This window comes from Marinomonas gallaica (assembly GCF_001639745.1).
Taxonomy (GTDB): domain Bacteria; phylum Pseudomonadota; class Gammaproteobacteria; order Pseudomonadales; family Marinomonadaceae; genus Marinomonas; species Marinomonas gallaica.
Window position 1 is genome coordinate 385,939 of sequence record NZ_LTAX01000001.1, and the last position, 26,445, is coordinate 412,383.

Annotated in this window: 21 protein-coding genes and 1 riboswitch; of the genes, 8 read left to right on the forward strand and 13 right to left on the reverse strand. The window is 43.6% G+C overall.

The annotated features are described in order from the left end of the window. Window positions 1-8: 8 nt before the first annotated feature. From AYW76_RS01820 to AYW76_RS01835, 4 genes are all read right to left on the reverse strand, one after another. On the reverse strand, window positions 9-356 hold the full coding sequence (locus tag AYW76_RS01820; protein ID WP_067215002.1) for a 5-carboxymethyl-2-hydroxymuconate Delta-isomerase: 348 nt from the start codon (window positions 354-356) through the stop codon (window positions 9-11). 34 nt (window positions 357-390) lie between these two features. After that, a complete protein-coding gene (locus AYW76_RS01825; protein ID WP_156489005.1) occupies window positions 391-1,341 on the reverse strand; it encodes a 2-hydroxyacid dehydrogenase in 951 nt (316 codons plus the stop codon). Between the two features lie 44 nt (window positions 1,342-1,385). Further along, on the reverse strand, window positions 1,386-3,785 hold the full coding sequence (locus AYW76_RS01830; protein ID WP_067215164.1) for a putative bifunctional diguanylate cyclase/phosphodiesterase: 2,400 nt from the start codon (window positions 3,783-3,785) through the stop codon (window positions 1,386-1,388). A gap of 241 nt (window positions 3,786-4,026) precedes the next feature. Beyond that, window positions 4,027-5,247 (reverse strand): MFS transporter, encoded by a 1,221-nt coding sequence (locus AYW76_RS01835; RefSeq protein WP_067215004.1) that lies wholly within the window; start codon window positions 5,245-5,247, stop codon window positions 4,027-4,029. A 96-nt stretch (window positions 5,248-5,343) separates the two neighbouring features. On the opposite strand from AYW76_RS01835, the gene AYW76_RS01840 reads away from it, so the two are divergent. Continuing rightward, entirely contained in the window at window positions 5,344-6,231 is an 888-nt protein-coding gene (locus AYW76_RS01840; protein ID WP_067215168.1) for a LysR family transcriptional regulator, read from the forward strand. A gap of 28 nt (window positions 6,232-6,259) precedes the next feature. Here AYW76_RS01840 and AYW76_RS01845 read toward each other — a convergent pair whose 3' ends face one another. Together AYW76_RS01845 and AYW76_RS01850 are read right to left on the reverse strand one after the other, a co-directional pair. Then, window positions 6,260-6,937: an energy-coupling factor ABC transporter permease gene (locus tag AYW76_RS01845; protein WP_067215007.1), complete on the reverse strand. Its 678-nt coding sequence runs from the start codon at window positions 6,935-6,937 to the stop codon at window positions 6,260-6,262. Window positions 6,938-6,977: 40 nt separating this feature from the next. After that, window positions 6,978-7,169: riboswitch (cobalamin riboswitch) on the reverse strand. Window positions 7,170-7,203: 34 nt separating this feature from the next. Then, window positions 7,204-8,295 carry an FUSC family protein gene (locus tag AYW76_RS01850; RefSeq protein ID WP_067215010.1) on the reverse strand — a complete coding sequence of 364 codons (1,092 nt, stop codon included), beginning with the start codon at window positions 8,293-8,295 and terminating at the stop codon, window positions 7,204-7,206. A 144-nt stretch (window positions 8,296-8,439) separates the two neighbouring features. Between AYW76_RS01850 and AYW76_RS01855 the strand changes: the two genes are divergently transcribed. After that, window positions 8,440-10,344: a methyl-accepting chemotaxis protein gene (locus tag AYW76_RS01855; protein WP_067215012.1), complete on the forward strand. Its 1,905-nt coding sequence runs from the start codon at window positions 8,440-8,442 to the stop codon at window positions 10,342-10,344. Between the two features lie 56 nt (window positions 10,345-10,400). Here AYW76_RS01855 and AYW76_RS01860 read toward each other — a convergent pair whose 3' ends face one another. After that, on the reverse strand, window positions 10,401-10,982 hold the full coding sequence (locus tag AYW76_RS01860) for an NnrU family protein (protein ID WP_067034751.1): 582 nt from the start codon (window positions 10,980-10,982) through the stop codon (window positions 10,401-10,403). 319 nt (window positions 10,983-11,301) lie between these two features. Here AYW76_RS01860 and AYW76_RS01865 point away from each other — a divergent pair, with 319 nt between their 5' ends. The 4 genes from AYW76_RS01865 to AYW76_RS01880 all read left to right on the forward strand — a co-directional run bounded on the left by AYW76_RS01865 (window position 11,302) and on the right by AYW76_RS01880 (window position 16,705). Then, on the forward strand, window positions 11,302-12,864 hold the full coding sequence (locus AYW76_RS01865) for a glucan biosynthesis protein G (RefSeq protein WP_067034754.1): 1,563 nt from the start codon (window positions 11,302-11,304) through the stop codon (window positions 12,862-12,864). Further along, window positions 12,864-14,999 carry a glucans biosynthesis glucosyltransferase MdoH gene (gene mdoH, locus AYW76_RS01870; protein WP_082866054.1) on the forward strand — a complete coding sequence of 712 codons (2,136 nt, stop codon included), beginning with the start codon at window positions 12,864-12,866 and terminating at the stop codon, window positions 14,997-14,999. Before AYW76_RS01865 ends, mdoH begins: the two co-directional genes overlap by 1 nt. 282 nt (window positions 15,000-15,281) lie before the next feature. Beyond that, complete coding sequence (locus AYW76_RS01875; RefSeq protein ID WP_067215015.1) at window positions 15,282-15,890, forward strand: OmpW family outer membrane protein; 609 nt, start codon at window positions 15,282-15,284, stop codon at window positions 15,888-15,890. A 236-nt stretch (window positions 15,891-16,126) separates the two neighbouring features. Next, window positions 16,127-16,705 (forward strand): porin family protein, encoded by a 579-nt coding sequence (locus AYW76_RS01880; protein ID WP_067034763.1) that lies wholly within the window; start codon window positions 16,127-16,129, stop codon window positions 16,703-16,705. 61 nt (window positions 16,706-16,766) lie between these two features. Here the strand turns inward: AYW76_RS01880 and AYW76_RS01885 are convergent, their stop codons facing one another. From AYW76_RS01885 to AYW76_RS01895, 3 genes are all read right to left on the reverse strand, one after another. Beyond that, a complete protein-coding gene (locus tag AYW76_RS01885) occupies window positions 16,767-17,990 on the reverse strand; it encodes an MFS transporter (RefSeq protein WP_067215017.1) in 1,224 nt (407 codons plus the stop codon). Window positions 17,991-18,074: 84 nt separating this feature from the next. Continuing rightward, window positions 18,075-18,911, reverse strand: coding sequence for an ABC transporter ATP-binding protein (locus tag AYW76_RS01890; RefSeq protein WP_082866055.1), 837 nt, complete (start codon window positions 18,909-18,911; stop codon window positions 18,075-18,077). Window positions 18,912-18,913: 2 nt separating this feature from the next. Next, window positions 18,914-19,969 (reverse strand): FecCD family ABC transporter permease, encoded by a 1,056-nt coding sequence (locus AYW76_RS01895; RefSeq protein WP_067034769.1) that lies wholly within the window; start codon window positions 19,967-19,969, stop codon window positions 18,914-18,916. A 196-nt stretch (window positions 19,970-20,165) separates the two neighbouring features. Here AYW76_RS01895 and AYW76_RS01900 point away from each other — a divergent pair, with 196 nt between their 5' ends. Continuing rightward, window positions 20,166-21,251 (forward strand): ABC transporter substrate-binding protein, encoded by a 1,086-nt coding sequence (locus AYW76_RS01900; protein ID WP_067215020.1) that lies wholly within the window; start codon window positions 20,166-20,168, stop codon window positions 21,249-21,251. Window positions 21,252-21,293: 42 nt separating this feature from the next. On the opposite strand, the gene AYW76_RS01905 is transcribed toward AYW76_RS01900, so the two are convergent. Next, entirely contained in the window at window positions 21,294-21,734 is a 441-nt protein-coding gene (locus AYW76_RS01905) for a plastocyanin/azurin family copper-binding protein (protein WP_082866056.1), read from the reverse strand. Between the two features lie 192 nt (window positions 21,735-21,926). On the opposite strand from AYW76_RS01905, the gene AYW76_RS01910 reads away from it, so the two are divergent. Beyond that, a complete protein-coding gene (locus AYW76_RS01910; RefSeq protein WP_067215023.1) occupies window positions 21,927-24,101 on the forward strand; it encodes an esterase-like activity of phytase family protein in 2,175 nt (724 codons plus the stop codon). A gap of 46 nt (window positions 24,102-24,147) precedes the next feature. Here AYW76_RS01910 and AYW76_RS01915 read toward each other — a convergent pair whose 3' ends face one another. Together AYW76_RS01915 and AYW76_RS01920 are read right to left on the reverse strand one after the other, a co-directional pair. Continuing rightward, a complete protein-coding gene (locus AYW76_RS01915) occupies window positions 24,148-24,381 on the reverse strand; it encodes a DUF2789 family protein (protein ID WP_067215025.1) in 234 nt (77 codons plus the stop codon). Window positions 24,382-24,564: 183 nt separating this feature from the next. Next, entirely contained in the window at window positions 24,565-26,427 is a 1,863-nt protein-coding gene (locus AYW76_RS01920) for a methyl-accepting chemotaxis protein (RefSeq protein ID WP_067215028.1), read from the reverse strand. Window positions 26,428-26,445: the final 18 nt, after the last annotated feature.

Sequence of the window (26,445 nt, forward strand, 5' to 3'; positions counted from 1 at the left end):
AAGGGTAATTAACTAGAAAAGACTTTGCGGATGTAACTGTCTTGCACCATTTCACATATCTCTACTGACAGGCTAACCTGTTTCACGGCAAAGCGGCACAAAGCATCAAGGACAGACTGTGAAAGTTGAGATTTTTGTTGCGATGTTCGCCCAGGCAACAGTCGGATTGTTACATGCACAAAGGCATCCTGAACACCACCCGTTATAAAATGCTTACAGGCAAAAGCGCGTAGTTTAATATCATTCGCTTCAAATAAGTTGGACTCAAGACAAGCTTGCTGAACCGCCTCCATCCAATCTAGTGGTGGCACTTCTTGCTCAAGATTTTGGCTGTACTCAATAATACAATGCGGCATAGTGACTTCCTTTTATTGTTTTATAACGAAAGTATTAGTACCCAAGCTGGGTATTCACCGTGTCAGGTAAAACCCGCAAATGGCGGTAGTTACGAACATTTTGAGCCACTATTTCACTTGCACTTTGCACTGTCGTAGGGGCCGATATATGAGGCAGAACGGTGACTTTAGGATGAGTCCAAAATGTATGCGAAACGGGCAAAGGTTCGTAGGCAAATACATCTAATACAGCATGCTGAATATGCCCACGATTGAGGTCATAAAGCAAAGCTTCATCATCAATGATTCGTCCTCGCGCAAAATTAATCAGTTTTGCCCCTGGCTTTAATTTGCTTAAGTTCTCGAAGCTTAAAAGATTTTCTGTGGCCGGGGTGTGAGGCAATAAACAGATTAAGATATCGCTTCGCCCTAATACCCTATCAAGACCTTCACTCGTTGAAAACGTTTCAATCTGGTCAATCGTTTTCTGACTTCGGCTCCAAGCAATCACATTAAAACCGAGCTTCGCTAACAACAATGCAGCCTCTTTACCTAACTCACCTAGGCCAAGCACGCCAACCGTTCGTTCGCTAGCAGAAATATAAGACAATGGCTGCCAAACTGCTTTTGCTTGCTGCGCAGCGTATTCTGGCATATCTCGATGTAGGTATAATGTCCATGCTAATACAGCTTCAGCCATCGTCTGACTAAGTTTAGGGTCAACTAACCGAACAATACTAAAATTATGAGTCACTGGGCTTTGGAGTATTTTTTCAACTCCCGCCCACACACTGTGAACCCAGACCAGATTCGGCAGTGTTTGCAACTCTTCTGGGTTTGGATTCGCAACTATGGCAATGTCGACTAATTGACGTGCTTGATCGTTAAGCATTCGTAAAGGAAGAATCGTCTCATCAGGCATTAACTTAGATAAAGCTTGTAACCAAACATTCTCATCGGATTCGTTCATCGTACTTACGAAAGGAATAGTAGGGGTTGTTATCATGCTTCAGCCTCCATTATTTCGTACTACTCTGCTGTATTCTGAACTCAGAGTGCAGCAGATGAATTTTCACAAAATGACTCGAAATCGACCGCACACATAGGTCGACCAAAGTAGTACCCCTGATAGGTGTAACAACCCATTAATTTCAGTTGTTTAAAATGTTCATTTGTTTCTACGCCTTCCGCTAATACTTTCAAGGATAAGGCATTAGCCATGGCAATCACAGCTAAAACAATTGCGTAATCATCCTTATCAGCAATTAAGTCGCGAACAAAAGACTGGTCTATTTTAAGGCGATCGATAGGTAAATCTTTCAGATATTTGAGCGAAGAATAGCCCGTACCAAAATCGTCGATTGACAAACTAATTCCCAGAGAGCGAATTTTCTCCATTTTAGACAAAGCACTGTCCAAATCCGTCATCAAGGTATTTTCAGTGATCTCAATATCCATCAACTTAGCAGGTAAACCACTTTTTGTGAGGGCAAACATAATACCATCGATCAGACTTTCATGCGCAAATTGCAGCGGGCTCACATTTATCGATATGCGCCAATCTTCTTGCCAAACACCTTGCTGAAGCCAAGTCGCTACTTGTGATGTAGCCTGCTTTAAAACAATCCGGCCAATATCATGAATTAAGCCAATGTCTTCAGCGATACCGATAAAATCCATTGGGGAGACGCGGCCCATATCTTTATCATCCCAACGCAATAACGCTTCGGCACCAATGATCTCGCCTTTTTCATTATTTTGAGGCTGGTAATAAACCTCAAACTCTTCATTTTTAACCGCGCGATACAGCGATTTCTCCATTTTCAAACGCGCATCAGACAGCGATTGCATGTCCTCTTGGAAAAAAGCAAAGGTGTTTCGCCCGAGCTCTTTCGCTTTGTAAAGTGCGGTATCCGCCTGACGAACGATGATAGCAGTGGACTCTTCACTTCCATCAAAAAATGAAACGCCCATACTTGCTGTTATATGCAAATCATGACCACTTACATGTTTGAGATCAGAACAAGACGCTAACACCCTTTGCATAAAGCTAATAATAGGAACATTGCTCTCATTCATGGAGCCACGAACTTGGCTCCACAAAAAGACAAATTCATCCCCCCCCATACGGGCAAACGTGGTATTGGGTGGAACTAGCGGCAATAAAGACTCAACAACTTCCACTAAAAGCTGGTCACCAACATTGTGGCCTAGTGCATCATTGATGGTCTTAAAGCGGTCTAAGTCTAAAATGATCAAAGCCCCAAAATGACCTTTTGCCATATGGTCCATGGACTTCTGTAAATGATCAATCATCAATGTTCGGTTAGGCAAACGTGTTAACGAATCGTAATACGATAAACGATTGATTCGCTGTTGCGCTTCTTTTCGCTCAGATAAATCTCGCATTAGCAGTACAACCTCTGTTTCACCTTGAACTTGATATTTGCTAATACGAATTTCAATTGGAATAAAATGCTGGTTTGTCGATAAGGTAGTCTCCGCCGTCATCACCTCATCGACAGGTAAATTATGCAACGACTCTTCTAGAGACACCCAAAAGCTTCCACCCTGCAAACTGGCTAAAGAGATACCTGTTAACTGCTCTGAAGGAAGACCCATCAGTTTTTCGGTGGCTTCGTTTACAACACAAATCGTTAACGCTTCATCCAAGACAATGATGCCATCTGCTGCGTGACTGATCATTGCTTTAGAGTGCTGATGGCTTCGCTCTAATGCATCAAGAGCACTGGTTAAACGACGCCACAATTCACTAAATGTCGACTTTAAACGACCCAGTTCATCGTGCCGATGCAGGGCGTCAAATGAAGGTGGCATCACCACATTTTGGTTTTCATCGACACGACTGATCGACCACGTAAGCTGTTTGAGTGGACGTGTAACAATAAAATAAAAAAGCAGAGAAAGAATAGACGCCAGTAAGATATCTTTTATGAGGTTTTGTATGAAAAGGTGGCTGTTAAAACCAATAATTTGCTCTATTAGATAACGTCGATCGAGCTCAACTTGAATGATCCCCAGCTGTATTTCTATACCACTGTAATTCAGATTACGGGTTACCGTTAACTCATCTCGTATTAAAAAGTTCGCTATCTCACCACTCCAAGAGGGCTCCATATACGGCGCACTGGCTTCAGAAAATACGTTATTGTTTTCATCAAAAACAACGGCTTTAGCTATAGCAGGATTATACAGCAGGCTTTCGACTTGCTGTTGGGCAAAGGCTTTATCTAAACGAAACAACGCTTGAGCCAACGGTCGCTCAACAATGGACAAAAGATCGTTAAACTCTTTTTGAATTCGGTAAGGCTCTTGCTGGATAGTTTGGTAAGATTTGAAAAAGCTAAGAACTAGGCTCAATACTACGGCCAGTATAAATGTGGCCAGCGATTGTTTTATATACAGTGATCGATTCAATTTTGATGCCATTACTGCCCAGCCGCTGTCGATAAACACAGTACCTATTTGGTACACCTAACTCTAACGATAGAGAAAGACTATACAGCGTTAAGGGTTGTATTAAAACAACCCTTAACATGACATAAAACAGAATTATCACACAATTGTATAAGCTTATTATTCTCTTCGACTAGTACCATTAAGTTTTTCAAAATCAGCTAGATACACATTAAGGATTGCTAATTAAGATCTTGTGAAAACGTTGCTTCTTCTAAACGGCATTAGAAGTCAAGCTACCGGTAGACAGCTTCGATTGCTTTAGATGATATTGGGACAAAATCAAAGCCACCACAAACACTCCGGACAAAATCAGCCAAGAACCAAGCACAACTCCTATCCAACCTCCAGCCTGCCAAAATGGATCTAAGTAGAACCCACCTACACTTGCCCCTAAATAGTAAAATACTAGGTACAAAGACGATGCGCTGGCTTTTGCCTGATGAGCATTTTTGCTTACAAAGCCACTGGCCGTGGAATGACATAAAAAGAAGCCAAAACAATTAATCAGCAAACCAATAATGATGCTAGTTAACGACCCGTATAAAGTGATCGCAGAGCCTAGCATCAGTATAAGTGTACCAAGTGCCATAATTTTTGGTTGCGAACAATACGCCGCTAATTTTCCCGAGAACGCTGACCCTATCGTCCCGGTCAAATAGGTTAAAAAAAGCAGGCTGACATACGTGGCAGACAAAGAGTAAGGCTCAGCTTCTAAAACAAACGTAATATAGCTGTACTGATTAATGAATATGAAAAAATTAAAGCCGCCAATCAAATAGCACATTAACAAAATAGGATTGCTTATATGCAGCTTTACATTCGTGAATAATGTAGCAGGGTGAAAACGCTTAGCATGAAAGTTCTCGGAATTTGGCAGTAATACCCAGAACAGAAAGAAACATACCATACTGACAACAGACATTACGAAAAACGCCGCAGAAGGCCCCTGCCATTCACCCACAAACCCGCCAATTAAGCGCCCCCCAATACCGCCGATCGTATTGCCACTAATATACAAACCAACGGCTACAGCCATCGCTTGCGGACGATATTCATCACCCAGATACGCAACGGCAATAGCAGGCAAACCAGCGAGAAAAAATCCCTGTAAAGCTCTGAGTAATAGCAGCTCACTGTATTGAGTAACAAAACCAAGAGAAAATGTCGTCAGTGTCACCCCAAGCAACGCCATGATCATAATATTTTTACGGCCTAACGCGTCAGATAAGGGCCCGTAAACCAGCAAAGATAAGCCTAAGGTCAAAGTGGTAATGGTAAAGCTGCTTGCGGCTTGGAGCTCGGAAATCGAAAACTCATGCGCAATCATTGGCAACAAGGGCTGAGTGACATAGACGTTCGCAAAAACCATAAACGAACCAATCACCAGTGCTAATGTACCGCGCCAAAATGCCCAACTACCTGTATCAATCACCTTATCCACTCCGATAATAGAAGAATAAAATGACTATACGTATTATATTTGCATCAATAAAATATATTTAAATTATCGATTGGATAACATAAATTGATAGAAATAAAACCTATACGCTATTTTTTAGCTGTAGCGGAAGAGCTCAGTTTTACACGTGCAGCGGAACGACTGCACATTGCTCAACCCGCCATCAGTATGGCAATCAAAAAGCTTGAGAAAGAAGTCGGCGTCGACCTTTTTCATCGACAAGATAGAAAAGTCAGTCTTACCGATGAAGGTCGCGTACTGCTAAATCATGCAAAAAAACTCATTCAGCAAGCAGACGAAACGGCACTCGCTATGCAAGAGCTTAGCGGTCTTGAAAAAGGGGAAGTACGCGTCGGCATCCCAAGCATGCTTGGCTCGTACTACTTCCCTCCAATATTAATGGCATTTCGACATCAGCACCCGAACCTGACTCTGCAAGTCATTGAGGGTGGCACATGGAAACTTCAACAAATGCTGGAAGTCGGAGAAATTGATTTAAGCGTTATCGTCGCAGAGAAGCCCAGCGAACAACTTGAAACACGTGCCTTACTTAAGGAACAAATGATGGTCACGGTTAATCAAGAGCACCCTTTCGCACAATATGAAAGCGTCACGTCTGAGCAATTTTTTAAAGAAGAATTGGTGATGTTTAAAGAAGGTTATTTTCATCGCAGAGTCATTGACCGACTGGCACAAGAACAAGGGGTCACACCGAACTTTGGCTTTGAAACCAACCTTATTCCACTGATCAAATCCATCGTCAAACAAGGTTTTGGTATTACCACCCTACTTGGGATGGTCATTGAAGAAAATGACCATCTTGTTACCCGCCCTTTTTCGGAAGCAGTATGGCTGGACATTAACATCGCTTGGCGCAAAGATGGTTACTTGTCCAAAGCAAACGCAGCCTTTCTGTCCTTCTTAATTCAAGAAACAGAACACAAAAAGCCAGCGTAAACGCTGGCTTTAATACTACTATTTTATGTTATTTAGTTTGGTATAAGCGCTCTTCTACTAAGCGTGACCCCTGCAAAGAACGACACGTCTTTGCACCGGCCAAGATTGCGAGATCCAAAATAGGCTCTAATAGCACAACGCTTAAGTACGCCATACCAAATGTCGCGACAGAACTAAGGTTTTCAGCGCCAAACCCCTGACCATAGAATGCCCAAAAGGCAACCCAAGCAACGATCCCGCTTTGATACGTTAAAGACAGGCGCAATGCTTGGCTATAACGGATATCGACGTACGCTGTTTTCTCAGAAATAGTTCGACGTGCGATGGCCGTCATCGCAAATAAAGGCAATAACAACGTGGTTACGTTCATGGCGTATTGAGGCAGATCAAACGGTGCGAAAAACACTCCTTGTAACAATAACCCCACACTTAGCCCGATCGCTGCTGCAGCCGAGCCAAAGATCAAAAACAGTGTCGATCCCAATATAAAGTGCACTTCCGATACACCTACTGGCTGTTTTGGAAACACTTCAAAAAAGATAAATACCAGCAAAGCTGACATCAATGCCCGACTTAAAAGACTGACTAAGCCATCTTTTTTGATCGTGTCTAATGAAGATTTTGCGGCAATAGCAAAAGCCAATGCCGCAGTTGCGTAACTCAATCCTAGCTTAGCGCCTGTGACAACGCCTGGTTCGATATGCACAATGTGCCTCCTAATGGTTTTCATACCACCCGTATGAGAAAAGAACAGAAGTCAAATGGCCGGTCTCCGGACTCGGTAACGTTTACAGCCACCTTCCCAAAAATCAGTGGTGACTGCCGTGCAATCCTTGCTGTTACCTACCGTTGCGGGGGCAGTATAGGATCATCAGCACTGGCTGATTCCCTATTTCCCGTTTCACTTTTTACAAAGCACCGTTCAACAGGCGCACTTTAACAACTTTAGAGGCAATAAAGAACTGAGTATATTTACTGATCCGAGTGGTTTGATTCATGAGTACGCGAAAATAATAGTTCTGATAATCGGCTACGTTCGTCCATTTTTTGTTCTAACGAGCGAAATAGGCCCGTACGATGAAAAATTGCCCCAGCGACAAAGCCGATGACACTACCCAGCACAATATCAATCATGCGATGCTCAAGTAACACCGACGCATCCATCCCACTTGAGGTAATCTCTGCCATAATGACGGTCAAAGGCGTGATAAAAATCACCGCCAGTCCGTAATTTTTGACGATTAAAACTTCGACTATGGTTTGCAGCGCACATATCCAAAGAGCCAGTACGATGGGTGATGGATGAAACGCGAAAATAAAACTGGCAAGCAGCATCCCGATAGACGTCCCTACTATACGGTGGATATTACGATGCCAAACCATTCGGAACGTCGCACCCTGTAATATCGCCGCACACGAGATCGGCACCCAATAAGGATTGTCAAGATCCAAACTCAATGCGAAAGCATAAGCACCGCTGATGCAGATACTTAAAAATAACGCTTCTAATAATATAGCGTTTACTCTCGGGTCGACTTCTACTGGGATCGAGGTCGTTCTGTGTGCACCCGTACAAAGGCTGTAAATAAATGCCATTAATACAGCCCATAACCCACCTAATGCAATCAAGCCAACTCGCATGGGAATTGCTGCAAACTCAAACGGCATTGCCATCGCGACACACGACGACAAAATAAAAAAGAAACTGCCTGGTGGAGGAAGCCGATAGTAGCGCGTGATCACAATAACGGTTAATGCAATTAGAAATAACCCAACCGGAGCTAATCCAGGTACCGCAGCGGCAAGCGTCGCAACCGTTAAACACGCCATAAAACCAAACGTACACAGAATCATCGTCAACATTCGAGACGTTGTACGATTTGGGCTCATGTATAAAAATACCATCGCGCCTAAGCTTGCAATCATGGCATCATTAAATGTCCCAGTTAACGCACCAATAACAGCGGGCGCGCCAATCGCGACACCAGCCGTCACAGGTAAATGCCATGGTCGACTAGCCTTATTCAAAGCCACTAGACCTTTTAGGGTTGTTCGAATACTCACTTAATTGAGCCTTTTAAAATTGAATCATTAATAGGTAGATCACTTTATAATAAAATAAATATTTCATTGATTAAAAAGTGTTTGTATCGTGTAAAAACCTTATAGCATCTAACTGTCATTTGCACATTTAAAAAGGAACGCCCAATGAACCTCTCGTTGCAGACTAAAATCACCCTACAAAGTATCCTTGCAACAATGATCGTAACCATTGCGGTAGCTTGGTTAGCATTTAGCAAGTTTGATACTGCCAATCAAAATAGCATTCAATCCGAGTCCGCCTCACAAGCCTCCGCTATTAATATATACCTAACCAACTGGTATAACGACCGCGAAAGCACCATGCAAGCCATTAAGCAGCACCTACAGACAAAACTTTCGCAAGGAGAAAACGAGACCGATATTTTACCCATTTTGCAACAAGCGCAATCAAGCCTTGGGTTTGGTATGACTTTTTTGGGTCTGGAAAACGGCCATATGTATCGTCATGATCCAAGCTTGAACAGTGCGGATTACGACCCTAGAGCTCGGTCTTGGTATAAAGAAGCCAAGTCTTCTAATGCCGCCTATGTCACAGCACCTTATGTTTCTGCGTCGACAGGAAAGCTGTCGATGACCTTTGTGCAGCCGATCATCGTCAACGGAAAATTCATTGGCGCCATTGGCGGGTTGGTGTTCTTAGACGATTTGCTCGACCGCATTCTTGAACTGGATGTTCTTGGTGACGGTGAGCTGATGCTAATAGGTCAATCCGGTGAAATATTAGCAAATCAGAATAAAGACCTGATTCAGAAAAACATTACCGAAACAGACTATTCGATTACGCCTGCAGACCTAAAACAAGCGGCCACTTCTTTTACCTACAAAGAAATTGATCTAAACGGATCTACTAAGTTTGCCTATCTAAAAGAGCTGGGAAAAACGAACTGGACGTTAGCACTGATCATGGATAAAGACACTCTGATGGCGCCAATACACGATTTTGCAAAAACTGCATTACTCTTCGCCATCATTTTGCTAATCATCATTTCCATTGTCATCTTTAAAGTATCTCAGCTACTTTTAAAAGGCTTGCGTACTGTAACAGCTCGCTTACAAGACATCGCAGAAGGAGACGCGGATCTAACGGCGCGAATTACTGTCAATAGCCGTGACGAAGTCGCCGAACTCGTAACTGGGTTTAACCAATTTGTTGAGCGATTGCAAGGCACTATTAATAATATAAAATCCATTGAAAACCGCCTATCAAAGCAATCCCAATCTATCAATTCTACCTCTAGTCACAGTCATGACCGCTTAATTGCTCAACAAAGCAGCATTACGATGGTCGCAACCGCGGTCCATGAAATGGCGCAAGCAACACAAGAAATTGCTACCAATGCTCTGGAAACTGCCCGCAATGCTGATAATGCGGTTTCATCCAGTGAAGCCGGACAAGCCCAAATAGATGCCAGTCAGCGTAGTATTCAGCAACTAGCCAACGAAGTCAGTTCCGTTTCAACGGTCATCCAGCGTGTTAGCCAAGATGCAGAAAACATAAACTCTATTCTGAATACGATCTCGGGAATCGCAGAGCAAACTAACTTACTGGCCTTAAACGCAGCCATTGAAGCCGCTCGTGCAGGTGAACAAGGGCGAGGATTTGCGGTTGTAGCGGATGAAGTTCGTGTTCTGAGTCAGCGCACTTACAGTTCCATAGAAGAAATCCAAAAAATGATCGAAAACCTGCAAGTCAGCAGTGGTAACGCCGTCACACAAATTCAGCGTAGCCATGATCAATCAGAGCGCAGCGTCGAAGATATTCGTACCGCTCGAGAAAGTTTCGATGATATCAAGCAACTTATAACCAGTATTAGCGACCGTGCGACTCAAATAGCCAGCGCCACGGAAGAACAAACCAGTGTTTCAAAAGATATCAGTGAAAATACAGCGGAAGTGGATGAAGGCGCTCGTGAAATGGTGACTTTTGCTCAGGAGAATTCAGAAACAGCCAAACAACTGGCACAGTTGACCAATGATCTAAAAGAAAACGTACATTACTTTAAAAGCTAAAAGCACTATAAATAAAAACGCCCAGCATAAAGCTGGGCGTTTTTATTTGGATTGATCTACACCGCAAAAGGTGCAACACCAATTAATAATCCGTGTAGATAAAATGCAACAGCAACGTACGCTAATACGCCCACCACCACGGCAATAAAGTCATACTTGAAATCTGGCGCCAAAAACGTCTCACCTTGCTGCTTAATACGACGTCGTGAAATCACGAAGTTCGCTACCGCCCAAGCTAAAAAGCTACCGAAAAGTACGACATCCGCGGTCGTTCCATTGCTGATTAAATGAGCAAATGCCCAGAGTTTTATACCGACCACCATTGGTACACCAACACGGGCCTTAATCTTCGAATACGGCATAGCGGCAGCGGCGATATAAATAAACGCGAACAGGATGATTAGCGCAGCAACATGACGCGTCCAAACAGGAGGAACCCATAACCATTCGGCACTGTAACGAGCATATCCATACCCCATGATCGTTGTCAGCAACCCGATAATAGCGACGACAGCATGCAGCATTTTCCAGTTATTTTCACCTAACTGCTGCATCATAAATTCCCGCCAATCTGGGGCGAATAAACGTATCGAATGAATCCCAATAAACAATACCAATCCAACCAGCAATAATGCCATAGAGCACTCCTATAAAGTCATCTCTCAGTGTTAAGCATGACGTATGCAAATATGGGCCAAAAACGCCTTTTTATGGTGCAAAAGCGCCTTATTTGTATACGATATTTCCTTTCTTAATCAGTCAATTATACAGTCTTTACAGTGTATAAATGCAGCCCCTATACATTCCGTTTTCTTTGCGCTTTCTCGACAGCAAAATCACACTGTTGTGCTTATTAATCATTATCATAATAATTAGATAATTAGATAATTAGGCTAGCTAAGTAACTGTTTAAGCTGAACCTACCCACTTTTTTTGAGACTCGAATTGTTCACTTTTATGAAAAAACTCACCACGTTCACATTACCACTGATTGCATCCGTGTGCTTTAGCTCAGGGCTCATGGCAGAGAACAATACAGCTTCGCTATCGGCATCCGACTCAGTGGAAGATGCTAACACCTCTGAAATGAATCAAGGCTACAGTTTCAATCGCAAAACAGTCATTGACTTGGCACAGCAGCTCGCACAACAGCCGATGCAAGATCCAGCTCGAGCGCCTGATGCTCTAAATAACCTTGATTACGATACTTATCGCCAAATTAATTTTCAGCAAAACCAAGCCGTGTGGGGCAAATCCCCTACCCAATTTTCTATTCAGCTGTTTGCTCCTGGCTTTCTATATAAAGACTTAGTGGAAATCGACGCGGTTGAGAGTGGTAAAGCGTATCCGATACAAGCAACTAAGGATTCATTTGTAACGCCTACAGATGAAATCGATCAACTTATTTCAGACGTCGGTAAATTTGCAGGTCTACGTTTGCATTACCCGATTAACCGTCCCGATTACAAAGACGAATTTATTGTTTTTCAAGGGGCAAGCTATTTCCGCGCAGTGTCCAAAGGGCAGAATTATGGTATCTCAGCGAGAGGACTGGCACTGGATGTGGCTCAGCCAACAGGTGAAGAGTTTCCGGTGTTTCGTCATTTCTGGATAGAACGTCCTTCCTCTTCGCAACAAGCCATTGTTGTGCATGCACTGCTAGACAGTAAAAGTGTCACGGGCGCTTACCGCTTTGGCATTTTCCCAGGAGCGCCAACACGAATCGATGTGGAAGCCACGCTCTTTCCAAGAAAGGATCTTCAACATGTGGGACTCGCACCACTAACATCAATGTATATGTTTAACGGTGCGATGGATCATCCTGAAACAGAGGATTATCGACGCGCTGTACATGATTCTGAAGGCTTACAAATTCAAACGGGGCGTGGTGAAACATTATGGCGCCCTCTTATGAACCCTGAGAACCTTCAAATCAGCGCATTCATGGATCAAACCCCTCAAGGATTTGGTTTAATTCAGCGTAATCGAGACTTTGAGGACTATTTAGATTTAGAGGCGCATTACCAAACGCGCCCATCTATCTGGGTAAAACCCCTGAACGACTGGGGAAAAGGTCATGTTGAGCTTGTTGAGATCCCATCAAATTCAGAAGCAAACGATAATATTGTCGCCTATTGGCAGCCTGAGAAAACCTTGAAAAAAGGTGAGCCTTTTAACTATTCATACCGCTTAACGCTGACAAATGACACACCTGTACTGTCTGGTAAACCACATGTGGTGCGCAGCGCACAAGGCCAAAAACTCGCCGCTGAGCACCCTCAAGTTGTTATAGATTTTAACAACATTGAAGTCCAAGACATTAACTCTGTCGAAATAGAAGCAAGTATCAGCCAAGGCAATATTATTGAAGCACATGTCGCACCTAACCCTTACGAACAAGGCCTCAGAGCGTTCGTGACATTTGACCCTGACAATGCCAACTCAGCTGAATTACGAGTGCAATTAAAACATGATGACACGCCTCTTGCAGCGACTTGGCTATACCGTTGGTTAAAATAATGATGGATCATAAAATGAAAGAATCAGGACTCTACGCATTACCCAGTGAGGCAAATCTAGACATGCCTCGTCATGAAGTTGATGAACCTAAAAAAGCCGCTAAAAAGCAGAATCAGCGTTTTTTGGTTACAACATTGCTGTCGCGCCTATTTATCATCGCAGTCACCTTTGGGCTATCAGCCTACGGTGCTAAAGAGATGTATGAGGTATTAAGCACTAATCAAATCACTTGGTTACAGTGGTTATTCCTAACGCTTTTCTGCATCAATTTTACTTGGATTTCATTTGCGTTTAGTCAGGCGACATTAGGCCTTATTTTCAAGCTTTCGCCGTTCCGCCAGAAGCGAAGAGAAGAAGATACCGAGAGGGTAACGGCTATTCTATTACCCGTTTATAACGAGGATCCTGTTCGTATTCGTGCGAGTATCGAAGCCATGCATGATGACCTCGTCGAAAAAGCGCCAGGGAAGTTCGCATTTTTTATTCTAAGTGACACAAACCAAGCTGAAAACAGCATAAAAGAGAAACAAACCTTCTACCCTATTTTGAATCAAGACGAGCATGCTTGCCCTATTTACTACCGTCGACGCCTTAATAATGCAGAACGTAAAGCCGGCAACGTCTCCGAGTGGGTCACTCGCTTTGGCAGCGATTATGAATGCATGATCGTGCTGGATGCCGACAGCTTAATGAGCGCCGAATGCCTTACTTCAATGTCACGCCGTATGGCAGCTGAACCTTCTTTAGGTTTGATCCAGACACTACCAACTATTATACGTGCAGATACGCTCTATAGCCGTATTCAGCAGTTTGCCAACCAATGCTTTGGCCCTATCTACGCAGCGGGCTTAACCACATGGCATGGCAATGCGTCTAACTTTTGGGGTCATAACGCTATCATTCGTACCAAGGCGTTTGCAGAGGCTTGCGGACTGCCTATCTTGCCAGGTAAAGCACCATTTGGCGGCCACGTAATGAGCCACGATTTTATCGAGGCGGCATTGCTTCGTCGTGCGGGCTGGGGAGTTCGCTTTGATACCGACTTACAAGCGTCCTATGAAGAAGCACCGCCATCACTTATCGATGTTATGGTGCGAGACCGACGTTGGTGTCAAGGGAACTTGCAGCATAAAGCATTTGTTAATGCGAAAGGGCTCCATTTTGCTTCTCGCATGCACCTAATGACGGGGATTTTTTCTTACTTTAGCGCCGTTTTTTGGTTTGCGCTGATCTCAGTCGGTTTTGCTCTAGCTGTACAAGCCCACTTTGTTCGCCCTGAGTACTTCAGTAACTTATCGCTTTTCCCAAACTGGCCAGTATTTGACTTTGAAAAAGCTCGATCACTGTTTGTGCTTTCCATGGCGCTAGTATTAGCTCCTAAACTTTTTGGCTGGCTTAATGCCATGCTTCATTGGCGCCAGTGCCGAAAATTTGGCGGCCCAATCATGTTGACATTGGACACATTACTAGAGGTCCTTGTCTCTGCATTGTATGCCCCTATTCTGATGTTCTCTCAATTCCTCGTCGTAATGGATGTCCTTAAAGGAAGAGACAGCGGCTGGAAGCCTCAATCGCGTGATGACGGTGCTAATAAATGGTCTGAAACGACCCGCGCTCATATTTATCACACTATTTTTGGTCTACTTCTAGCTGCAAGCGCCTATTTTTTAAGCGCACAATTATTTTATTGGTCTCTACCTATCACATTCGGACTTATTTGCTCCATTCCCTTGTCTTGGTTAAGTGGTGGCGCTAAACGCGGTAACTTGCTATCGAAACTTGGCTTACTAAAAGGTCCAGAAGAACGACGACCAACAGCCATCGTTAAACGACTTGAGCAAAAAATACATCAATTAGATCAGAATAATCCGCTAGACTTGGATCAAGACGTGCCACTTAAAAGCTACATCGACAATGTCAGCTTTTACACGTGGCACTTAGCTCAGTTACCGGAGCAGGAAGGCCAACAATTCGACCGTCATAAAGTTTGCGCCGCTTGGCAAATAGAGAGCAGCGACAGTATTGAAGAGCTTATGAGTCATTTAAATGAACAAGAGCATCTGGCCATTATCAAATACCGATCCCTATTCGTGAAGTTGCAGAAGTTTTTACCAAAAAATAAGGCCTGCGCCTAATCCCCAAAACCGCTACGCTGTAGCGGTTTTTTTTTATACTGAAGCACACAGATATAACCACTATGATGTGTATTTCTAGGTTGATATAAAAAAGAATGAATCACGCATAACTTCAGTAAGTGGCGCTTACCTCTCCCCATTAAGCCTATTTTCATGACGTAGATTAATAAATATCTCTTATTGAACACACGTATCTCTCATAAATTGATCTAGGTTAATTTCTTTATTCTGCTAAGGCGTATGGTTAGCACATCTTACTTGCGTCCATCAGGAGACTTTGATATGAAATCTGTAACTAAATTCGCTCTACTTTCTGCTGCAATCGTTAGCGCACCATTCGCTATGGCTCACGAAGCGGGTGATATGTTTGTTCGTGGCGGTCTAATCAATGTTATGCCAGACGAAAGCAGCACTGGTCTTGACCTTAGTGTGGGCAACGATCTTCAAGTTGGCCTAACAGCAACCTACATGTACTCTGATAATGTCGGTATTGAATTGTTGGCAGCTACGCCATTTACTCACGATGTTACGCTAGCCGGTGCAGGTAAAATCGGTGAAGTGTCTCACCTTCCGCCTTCATTGATGGCGCAGTACTACTTCGGCAATGCTGAAAGCACTGTACGTCCTTACGTAGGTGCAGGCTTGAACTACACCGTTTTCTTCGATGAAGAAACAACGGGCGCCATTGCCGGTACTGATCTTGACCTTGATAACTCGTTTGGCCTAGCGCTTCAAGCTGGTGTGGATTACAACATCTCTAAAAACTTGTTTGTAAACGCATCTCTTTGGTACATGGATATCAGCACTGATGTGAAACTCGATGGTGTTAAATCTGCTGAACTTGATATCGACCCACTAGGCTTCATGGCAAGCGTTGGCTACACTTTCTAAGCATTGATTCGCTGCTTATGCTTTTATAAAGCCCTAATGGCATACCATTAGGGCTTTTTTACGCCTTAAAAATATGTCAAGAAACACCCAAATCACTACTACTTTGGCAACTTCATGCATATAACCTGAAGCAACAGCACATCAAAAAAGAAGACGTCGCACTTTGTATTTACTCCATTTCTAATTCGGTCAACACTGAAATAGTTCAAACCAAATTGGTCACAAGGAGTAATACAATGAAAAAAGTAATGCCTATTTTAGCAAGCACCCTTGCCCTTACATCTTTTGCATCGGTTGCTCAGGCTCAAGACTGGAGCACGAATGAAAGTGGCTTATACGTTGGTGGTAATTACGGCTACCTTAAAGTAGATGGCGATGATGACTTCGATGACAACAACGACGTTTGGCAAGGTTTAATTGGTTACCGCTTTAATCAATATATGGCATTAGAGGGTGGTTACACGGACTTCGGTTCTTATGGCAGTGACATTGCTAATGCTGAAACGGATGGCTACAGTGCAGCGGTAAAAGGTATCCTACCTCTAACTGAGTCTATTGAGTTCTTCGCCAAAGCAGGTCAAGTATGGTACGACACTGACTACTCCGTTGCAGGCTTCAAAGGCAGTTCAGATGATGAAGCCCTATTTGCAGGAGCAGGTTTTAACTTCAAGCTGTCCGATCAATTACTATTAAATGCCCAATACACTTGGTATGACGCTGATCTGAGTGTAGATGAAGCTGCGGATGATATTGAAAATACCGACTTCGACACAAACTTTAATCAAGCAAGTGTCGGTGTAGAGTACCGCTTCTAAATGTTTAATTTAAAGTATCAAAAGCCCGCACAAGAAGTGCGGGCTTTTTTGTGTCCATAAGCTAACGAGATGCTAAGTCAAAACGTTTTACTTGACGATAAAGACTGGTCCCCGCTATTAATGCGATAAGAGCAAAACCAACCCAAACGAACTCCCTTGGAACCGTTTCTGCTGATAGCAGAGCTCCAACACCGACGTTTCCGGTAAACGCAGCGATACCACCTACACAGGAATACAACCCATAGTAGCTGCCTAGCTCTGATTTATGACAAAACTTAGGGACATAAGAGCCAAGTAGAGGCAACACCAGCATTGAACCAAGACTGAATATTATGGCGTAAGCGATAAAATTTGCCCAAGGAAAATGTGTCACGTGCGCGAGAAAAAACAGTGAAGCGTTCCCCATCAAAAAGATCCCTAGGCCCATGGCTTTAGCGCTCCCCATACCATTAGCCACCCAACGACTGATCGGCATTTGCAGTAAAATCCCCATAATTGAAGACGTCATGAAGACCCACGTAATCACATCGGTGCCTAATCCACGATGCTCCACTTCACTGGGCAGTGATAAATACAATTGGTGAAAGAACAAATGGAATGCACAAGCGCAAGCAATAAACTTCATGAACTGTCGATTCAGCAGCATTGAATGCCACTGCTGCCAAAATGAAGCGCCCGGTCCACTTCGCTTTTCTTGCTCCACTAAATCGGGTAAAAAGCGCCACTGAATGACAAACAAAAGTGAGAATAATAATGCCGCACCTAAGCCTACCCATTGAAAGCTTAAACTAATCAGAGAAATCCCAAGTAATGGCCCTAAAAACATTCCTGCTTCGCTGGTCCAGTTTTGCATGGCAAAGATTCGATCCCGACGAACCTGATCGGGCGCTTCATAGGCCAAATAAGCATTACTTGAAGGCGTAAACAAAGCACCAGCAAACCCCGTCAGAAAGGCCCCAAGCAGCAATAACGGTAAATTGGCAGCAAAGCCTAATAATACAAACCCAGCCACTCGAACTAGGCATCCCATTAAGATTAAACGTCGGTAGCCTAAATAATCACCTAATGTACCACCGACTAGAAATAAGCCTTGTTGGCTCAATACTCGAAGACCTATTACTAATCCTACATGCCAAGGACTTAGCCCTAAATTTCGCTGCAGATGATCAGCTAGATACGGCAGCAACATGTAAAAACCAAGATTGAAGGTAAAGCCATTAATCACTAATACTCGACCCGCCGCAGAGAGCTGTCGCCAGTCGGCTAAGAAATGATTTGTATTCATATAATTAAAAGTCGTCTGTATAGAAAAGGGCCTAGCACAATAAAAGACTAGACCTTTGTTTGAATAAACGGCGTTTATAGAAAACTATAGAGCTCGTTCTTTAGTAGACTGCTCTGAGGTGACAAGCGTGTCTTTCATCGACATAAATGCTCTCGCACCACGTCGTTGGGTTCTTACAAAAGGAACACCTAGGCTATCGAGCTGAATATCCGCTTTGACCCCATAGACGTCTTCGATTAAATCAGCCGTTAAAATGTCTTTGGGAGCACCTTGCGCGACCACTTTCCCACCTTTAAGTACCAACAGGTTATCCGCGTATTGCGCCGCTAAGTTTAGATCGTGCAAAATCATCAGCGAAATCCAGCCTTTCTGCTTAGTCTGCTGGTCAAGATGATCTAAAAGCACCTGCTGAAAGTGGAGATCTAACGCACTCACTGGCTCATCTAGCATCAATATTTCAGGTTTTCGCATAAGTGCTTGCGCAAACAAGATCATCTGGCACTGTCCACCACTCAAAGTCCTGACATCTCGATTAGCCAAATGTAACAAACCTATTTGATCCAACGCCTGAAGTGCTTCTTCTAAAAGGCTGTCTCCGAGTTTTAACGATAATGCATTTAATTGGCCCAGCAGTACCACTTCCAACACACTGAGGCCTACATCAAGGTTAATGTCCTGAGGCATATAACCAAAGCGCTGACGCCATGGGTTAAGCGTCGCTTTGGTTAATGCTGCACTTTGGTATAGCACTTCGCCAGACTGCGGTTGAATATCACCGAACAAGGTCTTTAACAAAGAACTTTTACCCGTGCCATTTGGCCCAATAATTACATGTGTTTTACCCTGATCAAGCGTAAAATTCATGTTATCAGCCAACACAAGATCATCAAATGCTAGTGATAAATTGCGAACTTCCAACATGTTTAGCGCCTCTTACCAATAATTAGCCAAAAGAAAAACGGCACCCCAATAATGGCTGTGACGATTCCTATTGGGAATAACGCTCCCGGTACAATCACCTTCGATAAAACGGAGGCACTGGATAATAGGAATGCCCCGACCAAAAACGATAGTGGCAAGAAATAGCGTTGATCTTCGCCTACCAACATTCGAGCAATGTTCGGAGCAACAATGCCGATAAAACCAATGATACCAACAAAACTGGTTGCGGTGGCGGTCATAACCGCAACAATAATCAATGTTTTCAAGCGTAATTGAGTGACATTGACACCTAAGCTCTTCGCACGCTCTTCGCCTAGTCTTAATGCCGTCAGTTTCCATGAGTCTTTCATTAATACTGCGGTACAACTCAAAGTTACGACAGCGGTAATGGCTACGTTGCTCCATGTCGCTTTAGTTAAGCTGCCAAATAGCCAGAATAGGATTTGCTGGCTCAACTCAGGGGATGAAACAAACTGCACTAAAGACAAAAGCGACTGAAAAAGAAATAACAAGGCAATGCCAGACAAGATTAATTGACCCGATGTTATATGTCGCATCATCGCTAACCCAAAGAGTAAGCTTGCTGATAACATACAGCAGACAAACGCTCCGACAGGCACAGCGATTTCAGCACTCATGCCCAACGAGCCCGCATACAACATTAAGGCAGCACCAAACCCTGCGGCTGCGGCCATCCCCAAGGTGTAGGGACTCGCCATAGGGTTGTTTAATAAGGTCTGCATTTCCGCTCCCCCTACACCCAGCGATCCGCCAACAATTACCGCCATTAAGGCAATCGGTAAACGTAAATTGGTCACGATCACTTCGGTCGTTCGAGCCACATCTACAGGTAGTCCTAGCATGTTCAAGAGGGCGTTAGAGACATCCTGAATGCCTAACAAAGAGGGTCCGGTGGCAATATCAAAAACAAACGAGCACAGTAACAGCAACAATAAACTCGTTAGAACAAACCAACGACGCTTTTCAAAACGACGCTGTGTATTGACGGCTTCGGTGATTAGGGCAGAATTCAGCATACATCTATTTTCTAGGCCACCCTTAGCCGCTAATAGGCAGGGTAGGAGTTAATGAATTAAAATTAGCCAGCAAAGTATAAACGATAATGGTTTGCGAAATCATTTAAAATCAAAGTAAAATGTGATGCATAGGTATTTTAGATATCGAGTTTCATTCACGGAATATTTTACAGCGAATTTTACAAAGGAAATTCCCATGATGCCAAAATTAGTGGCGCTTACTTCAATCGCTCTAGCATCCAGCCTCAGCTTCGCACAAGACGTCACTATTTCTGATGTGTTGGATCGTCAAGTTACCTTCGATGCTCCTGCAAAACGTGTTGTAGTGGGTTTCTATCCTGAAGACTACATGGCGATTGGTACTGAGATTGCCTATGACAATGTTGTTGGTATGTCTAAATACATTTGGCAGGCACGTCCATCGAATTGGGATATGTACGTTGAACATCGACCGTCTTTAGCAGAGATTCCAGGGATTGGACGTGTTGACACTAAAACCTTTTCCGTTGAAAAAATTATTAGCTTAAACCCAGACCTTATTATGCTGGCTGATTGGCAATTCAAAGGTCTAGGCAGCGATGTCGAACGCCTAGAAAATGCTGGTATCCCTGTCGTAGTGGTGGATTATAATGCTCAAACTCTTGATCTTCATATGAAAAGCACTGAAATCATTGGTGTCATTACAGGTCAAGAAGAACGGGCTCAAGCGATTGCTAATGAATACAAACATAACTTAAGTATGATTCAGGAACGTCTTGAAGAAGCAAACCTACCTAAGCCGACGGTATATACTGAATACGGCGCTGCTGGCGTCGATGAAGTCGGCTATACCTTTGGTAAGAATATGTGGGGCGCTATTTCGACCATGGCTGGTGGTGAAAATATTTCAGCACCCTACGTCGAATGGTGGGGCAAGCTTAACCCTGAACAAATCCTTGCAGCTGACCCTGATGTCATTGTCATGACTGGCTATGAGACAGGTAATGGTGATACCTCAATGATCATGGGGCAAGGCGTCGACGAAGCGACAGCAAAACAACGCTTGGAAGGCTTTAAACAACGTACCGGGTGGTCTACGCTGACCGCTGTTAAAAACAACCGCATGTATGGGGCATACCACGGCGCGTGCCGTACCATCCTTGATGGGGCCATGATTCAGTTTTATGCAAAAGCCATGTATCCAGACTTATTCAGTGATCTAGACCCTGATGCAGCCTACCAAGACTTTTATAAAAAGTACTTACCTGTGACACCTAAAGGTACTTTCGTAACAGAGCTATAGCTATCAAGTAACAAGCAGGGCAACGACCCTGCTTGTTCTCATTTACTGAATTTGACTCTTTATAAGATCTAAGCGTTCCGGATTGACCACCACTTTATCCTTAATGGCATCATAAGCCTGGTCAAACTGTGCCTGATTACCGGCCTCTCCTACTTGAATAACCCCCACCATGCCCATCATCAAATGCGGCGGACAAAAATACAACGACAGTCCTTCATGAGTCAGTTCTACAGTGTAGGTTTGATTAAACTTAGAGGTCCAACCCGCTTGCCCTGCTGGCGTTAATTGAGACTTAGTGTGATGTCCTGGCTGAGTTGGCACAAAAGTAACCGTATCACCCACGTCCGCTTGAATGTAATCAGGCTCAAACACCATCGGCCCTTTTTCGCCATAACTTAACATCTTAACCTGCCAATCTTTCGCTACTACAGTGCTACTGAGCAGTACACCGACTCCTAGTACTAACGTTTTAAATACCATCATTCACAATACTCACTTTTACAATAAGAATACGACCAGAGACGCTTATTTTGGTTCGCAGACTTATTCCTAATTTACATATATCCCATTAAAAACGTTCGTTACTTAACAAAAGCGTCATATAAAGTGCGCGTAACTGAAAACTACTCATCGTACCTTAGAAGGAATTTATTCTAACAACTAACGGAGTTACCTATGTTACGTGCTTGTTTTCGACGTACTTTAATTGCAACGTGTTTAACGACTGCTGGCCTATCTGCTTCTGCCGATTCATTTAACCGAATAGCAAGCTTCCCCGTCGCTCAGAACCTAGGCAAAGAGTCGATCAACACCATTACTTCAGCAGAAATTATCACCGCTTCTGAAGATGGTAACACTTTGATTTATTCTGACAGTCCACGTGGTGGTATCGGTTTAGTAGACATTAAAGACATTCATAGCCCAAAAGCAAAAGGTTTTGTTGACCTAAAAGGCGAACCGACATCTGTTGCCGGAGTAGGTAAATGGGTCGTAGCGGGTGTCAACACATCAGCAAGCTACACAGAGCCAAGTGGTTACCTTGCGATCGTTGATCAAGCGACACAAAAAGTTGTTCAGCGTTGTAATCTAGACGGTCAACCAGACTCTGTTGCGGTGTCTAAAGACGGGCGTTACATTGCCGTTGCTATCGAAAATGAACGTGACGAAGATCTAAATGATGGTGCGATGCCTCAAATGCCAGCAGGCTTTGTCAGCATCATCGAGTTCGACAGCGAAACTGGACAATGTAAAGCCACACACAAAATCTCGGTAGAAGGTTTAGCTGAGATCGCTCCAACGGACCCGGAGCCAGAGTTTGTCGCATTCAATGATAAAAATGAAGTCGTTGTTACCCTACAAGAAAACAACCACCTTATTATCATCGACGCAGAAAACGCTAAGGTTATCAATCACTTCTCAGCAGGCAGCGTTGATTTAACTCAGATTGATGTTAAGCGCGATGGCGCACTGACCTTTACTGAATCGCTAAACAATGTAAACCGTGAACCGGATGCGGTTAAATGGTTAGATGATGAACGCTTTGTTATTGCCAACGAAGGCGACTACCAAGGTGGTGCACGCGGCTTTACCATCTTCAACAAAACAGGCGACGTATTATTTGAAAGCGGTGCTAGCTTTGAACACGAAGTTGTCCGTGTAGGCCATTACCCTGAAAAACGTTCAGGTAAAAAAGGTTCTGAACCAGAAGGTTTGGAAGTTGCGACATTTAACGGTGAAACATACATTTTTGTAATGTCTGAGCGCGGCTCAGTAATAGGGGTCTACCGCGATACTGGTAAAGCACCTGAACTGGTACAAATGTTGCCATCAGGCATCGCCCCAGAATCCGCTATTGCGATTCCAAGCCGTAATATCATTGCGACAGCAAACGAAGCAGATCTTGTTGAAGACAAGGGGCCACGCTCTCATGTCATGTTGTATGAATTACAGGATAAGGCGCCTAACTACCCTCAAATCCACTCAACACTGGATGATGACGGTGCACCTATTGGTTGGGGGGCATTGTCTGGTTTAGCAGCTGATCTAAATAAATCAGGCATTTTGTATGCTGTAAGCGATAGCTTCTATTCTTCCCAACCTGCTATATTCACGATTGATGCAAACCAATCTCCTGCGAAAATCACTCATAAGATGACGCTTACTAAAAACGGTAAAGCCGCTGAAAAGCTCGATCTTGAAGGTATCGCAGTAGACCCTGAAGGGGGTTATTGGTTAGCGTCTGAGGGCAATGCAAAGAAAGACGTTCCTCACGCTATTTACCATGTCACAACAAAAGGCAGCATCGACCAAACAATTACTTTCCCTGAAGCTTTACTAGAACAGCAAGAGCGTTTTGGTGCAGAAGGTATTACGCTGGTTGATAACACTCTTTGGATTGCGATTCAGAGACCATGGAAAGACGACTCGAAAGAGCAAACTAAGCTACTCGCTTATGACCTTAATAACCAAACATGGGAAGCTGCGCACTACCCTCTTGAGAAAGCGGAAAGTGGCTGGATGGGATTGTCTGAAATCACAGCCCATAATGGTAACTTGTACATTCTAGAACGTGACAATCAACTTGCTGAAGCGGCTAAGGTAAAACGCTTATACAAAGTCGAATTAAGCGCTGTCAAAACTGGCAAACTGGGTGCAACATTACCTGAAGTACATAAAGAACTCGTATACGATTTCCTACCAGAGCTTCAGTCTGGCAATGGCATCGTAGTTGATAAAATCGAAGGCTTTACCATTGATGCCAACAACATCGGCTATGCCATTACTGATAACGATGGCGTTGATGACAGCACTGGTGAAACGTTCTTCTTTAAAATAGGTAAATTTAAGTAACACTTTACCCTACTAGATAACGGCGCTTTTGGTGCCGTTATCTTATTTACGCCCTCAATAACAGCTCTAATTGCTCGAAAGCATGTGACCATTGAGCTTCTTCTTCATATAACTGTCGTAGCCTATCCGCTTGTTGATCAGTCCATTGTGGAGCCTCCCACAACGCTTGGTTACTTGGCACTGGGGCAATACTAACCACCAACTTCTCAACCCCCCCTTTAGAGTCGTCTAGCTCTAACTGCTGGAATAGTGCATTCAGTGAATAAGTTTGAAATTCCATAGTCTCCTCCAAGTCGCTGTAACTTACGTTTCACTAAAAATAAAAGCCTAGATGAAAAAAAAACATCACGCTAAATTATGAGTTTAATAAATCGAGCTTTTACAATTAATAGACGAAAAAAGCCCCCAAAATTGAAAATCCCAACGTTGGGTGCTTACTTTTCAAACAGTTTTTATCAATGGACTAAATTTTAAACCGAGAAATAACATCTTCAAGATGATGAGCCTGCCCAGAAATCTCAACACTGGACTTAGAGTTCAACCTTACCGCTTCACTGGTATCCATTGAAATTTCACGAATAACCGTTACATTTTGATTGATTTCATTTGCTGCAATCGACTGTTGTCCAATCGCAGAGGCCACAGAGTGAGCCATATCGGCAATCTCATTTATCTCATCGGTAATACGCACCAACACATCACCAATCACAGACGCTTCTTCGCTACTGCGTAGACCATCTGCACCACATTCTTTCATGATAGTGACAATCCCTTGAGTACGATTTTGTAATGATGAAATAATATCTGAAATTTCAACGGTTGCGTCGTGTGTCCGGCTAGCAAGAGCACGCACTTCATCCGCCACCACTGCAAAACCACGACCTTGCTCCCCAGCTCGAGCAGCTTCAATCGCGGCGTTCAACGCCAATAGATTAGTTTGCTCGGCAATACCTTGGATAACATTAAGCACCGTACCAATACTCTGACTCTCTTGAGCAAGGGCTTCTGCTGTCTCCATAGAGCTATCTAAACGAGATGATAAATCATGCACTAAAGACACTGCGTTACTCACTCGAGCTTGGCCATCACTCACCCCTTTTTGAGTAGAGTTTGTCTTTTCTGCGACGAGCTCCATGTTTCTAGAAATGTCTTCGATGGTTCCCACCATTTCAGAAACAGACGCTGCTACCATATCGGTTTCATCGCGTTGGCGCTCCGCGTCTGTCGCTGTTCGCTCAGCGGTCTCCGATAACATTTTCGTTTGTTGGTTCATACTGATAACAGTGTCATTGACCGAGCCTACGACCGTCTGAAAACCTGCCAACATTTGGTTCATACTACGTGCGACATCGCCAATCTCATCCTTTGCATCGTACGAAACGCGAAGATTCAGATCACGTGTTTCATCAACTTTAAGCATGGCATTTCGAATCAATGCAAGAGGGTAATTAATCGAACAACTAATACGCCACGCTATAACAATAACTGCAAGCGTAACGAGGACGATGATTGCAGACAAAGCCACTTGGATATTACTAAACAGCAGGTCGGTTTGATTCGTCATGCTCTGCCCCATCAACTGGAGTTTACTTTCCGTCTGATGAATCGTATTACGCATCTTTCCAAGTATTCCTTGATCACTGCCTAGACCGATACGTTGCTGTTGCTCGACATAATTGGTGAAGCTTTTTTGATAGGTACCGGAGAGTTTCATCAACGTATTTTTAGTTTGCTCGTCTATTTGAGCATTCTGGATTTGGTTATTTAAGATACTAATTTTCGATGCAAAACGCTCAGCATATTTCATATCAAGACGTAGCATGAAATCCTTCTCATGGCGACGCAGCTGAAGCATAGTCACAAGCATTTCAGCCTTATCTAACTCGTTGAGCGAGGTTTCAATTTTATGGACCGCATTTCTGAGGTTCCCATTAAGGCCGTCTTCTGGAGTCAACCCCATTGTCTGCTTCGCCGTAACAAGCTCTTTGAAATTATCGCCATACTGACGGAATAAGTTGTCTAACTCAGTAAAGTCAGTCGAGTTAATATCTAAGTCGACAAACATACGATCCAACTCTTGTTGCTGACTCATTGTACGCTGTAATGTTTCGTTGAAACGCTCAACGTACTTAACGTCATCTCTCGCTAAAAAGTCTTTTTCATGGCGACGTAATAGCAGCATATTTGATTCTTGTTTTTGCGCCAGCTCTTTACCAACAATCAAATCTTTTAAACTGTTCTCGGCGACCAGAAATGATGTAGCTAATACCACCATGGCCAAAACGACCACCGCTGTATTGAGGATAAGTTTTTGCTTTATTTTCATGCTGTACCTGACGTTATA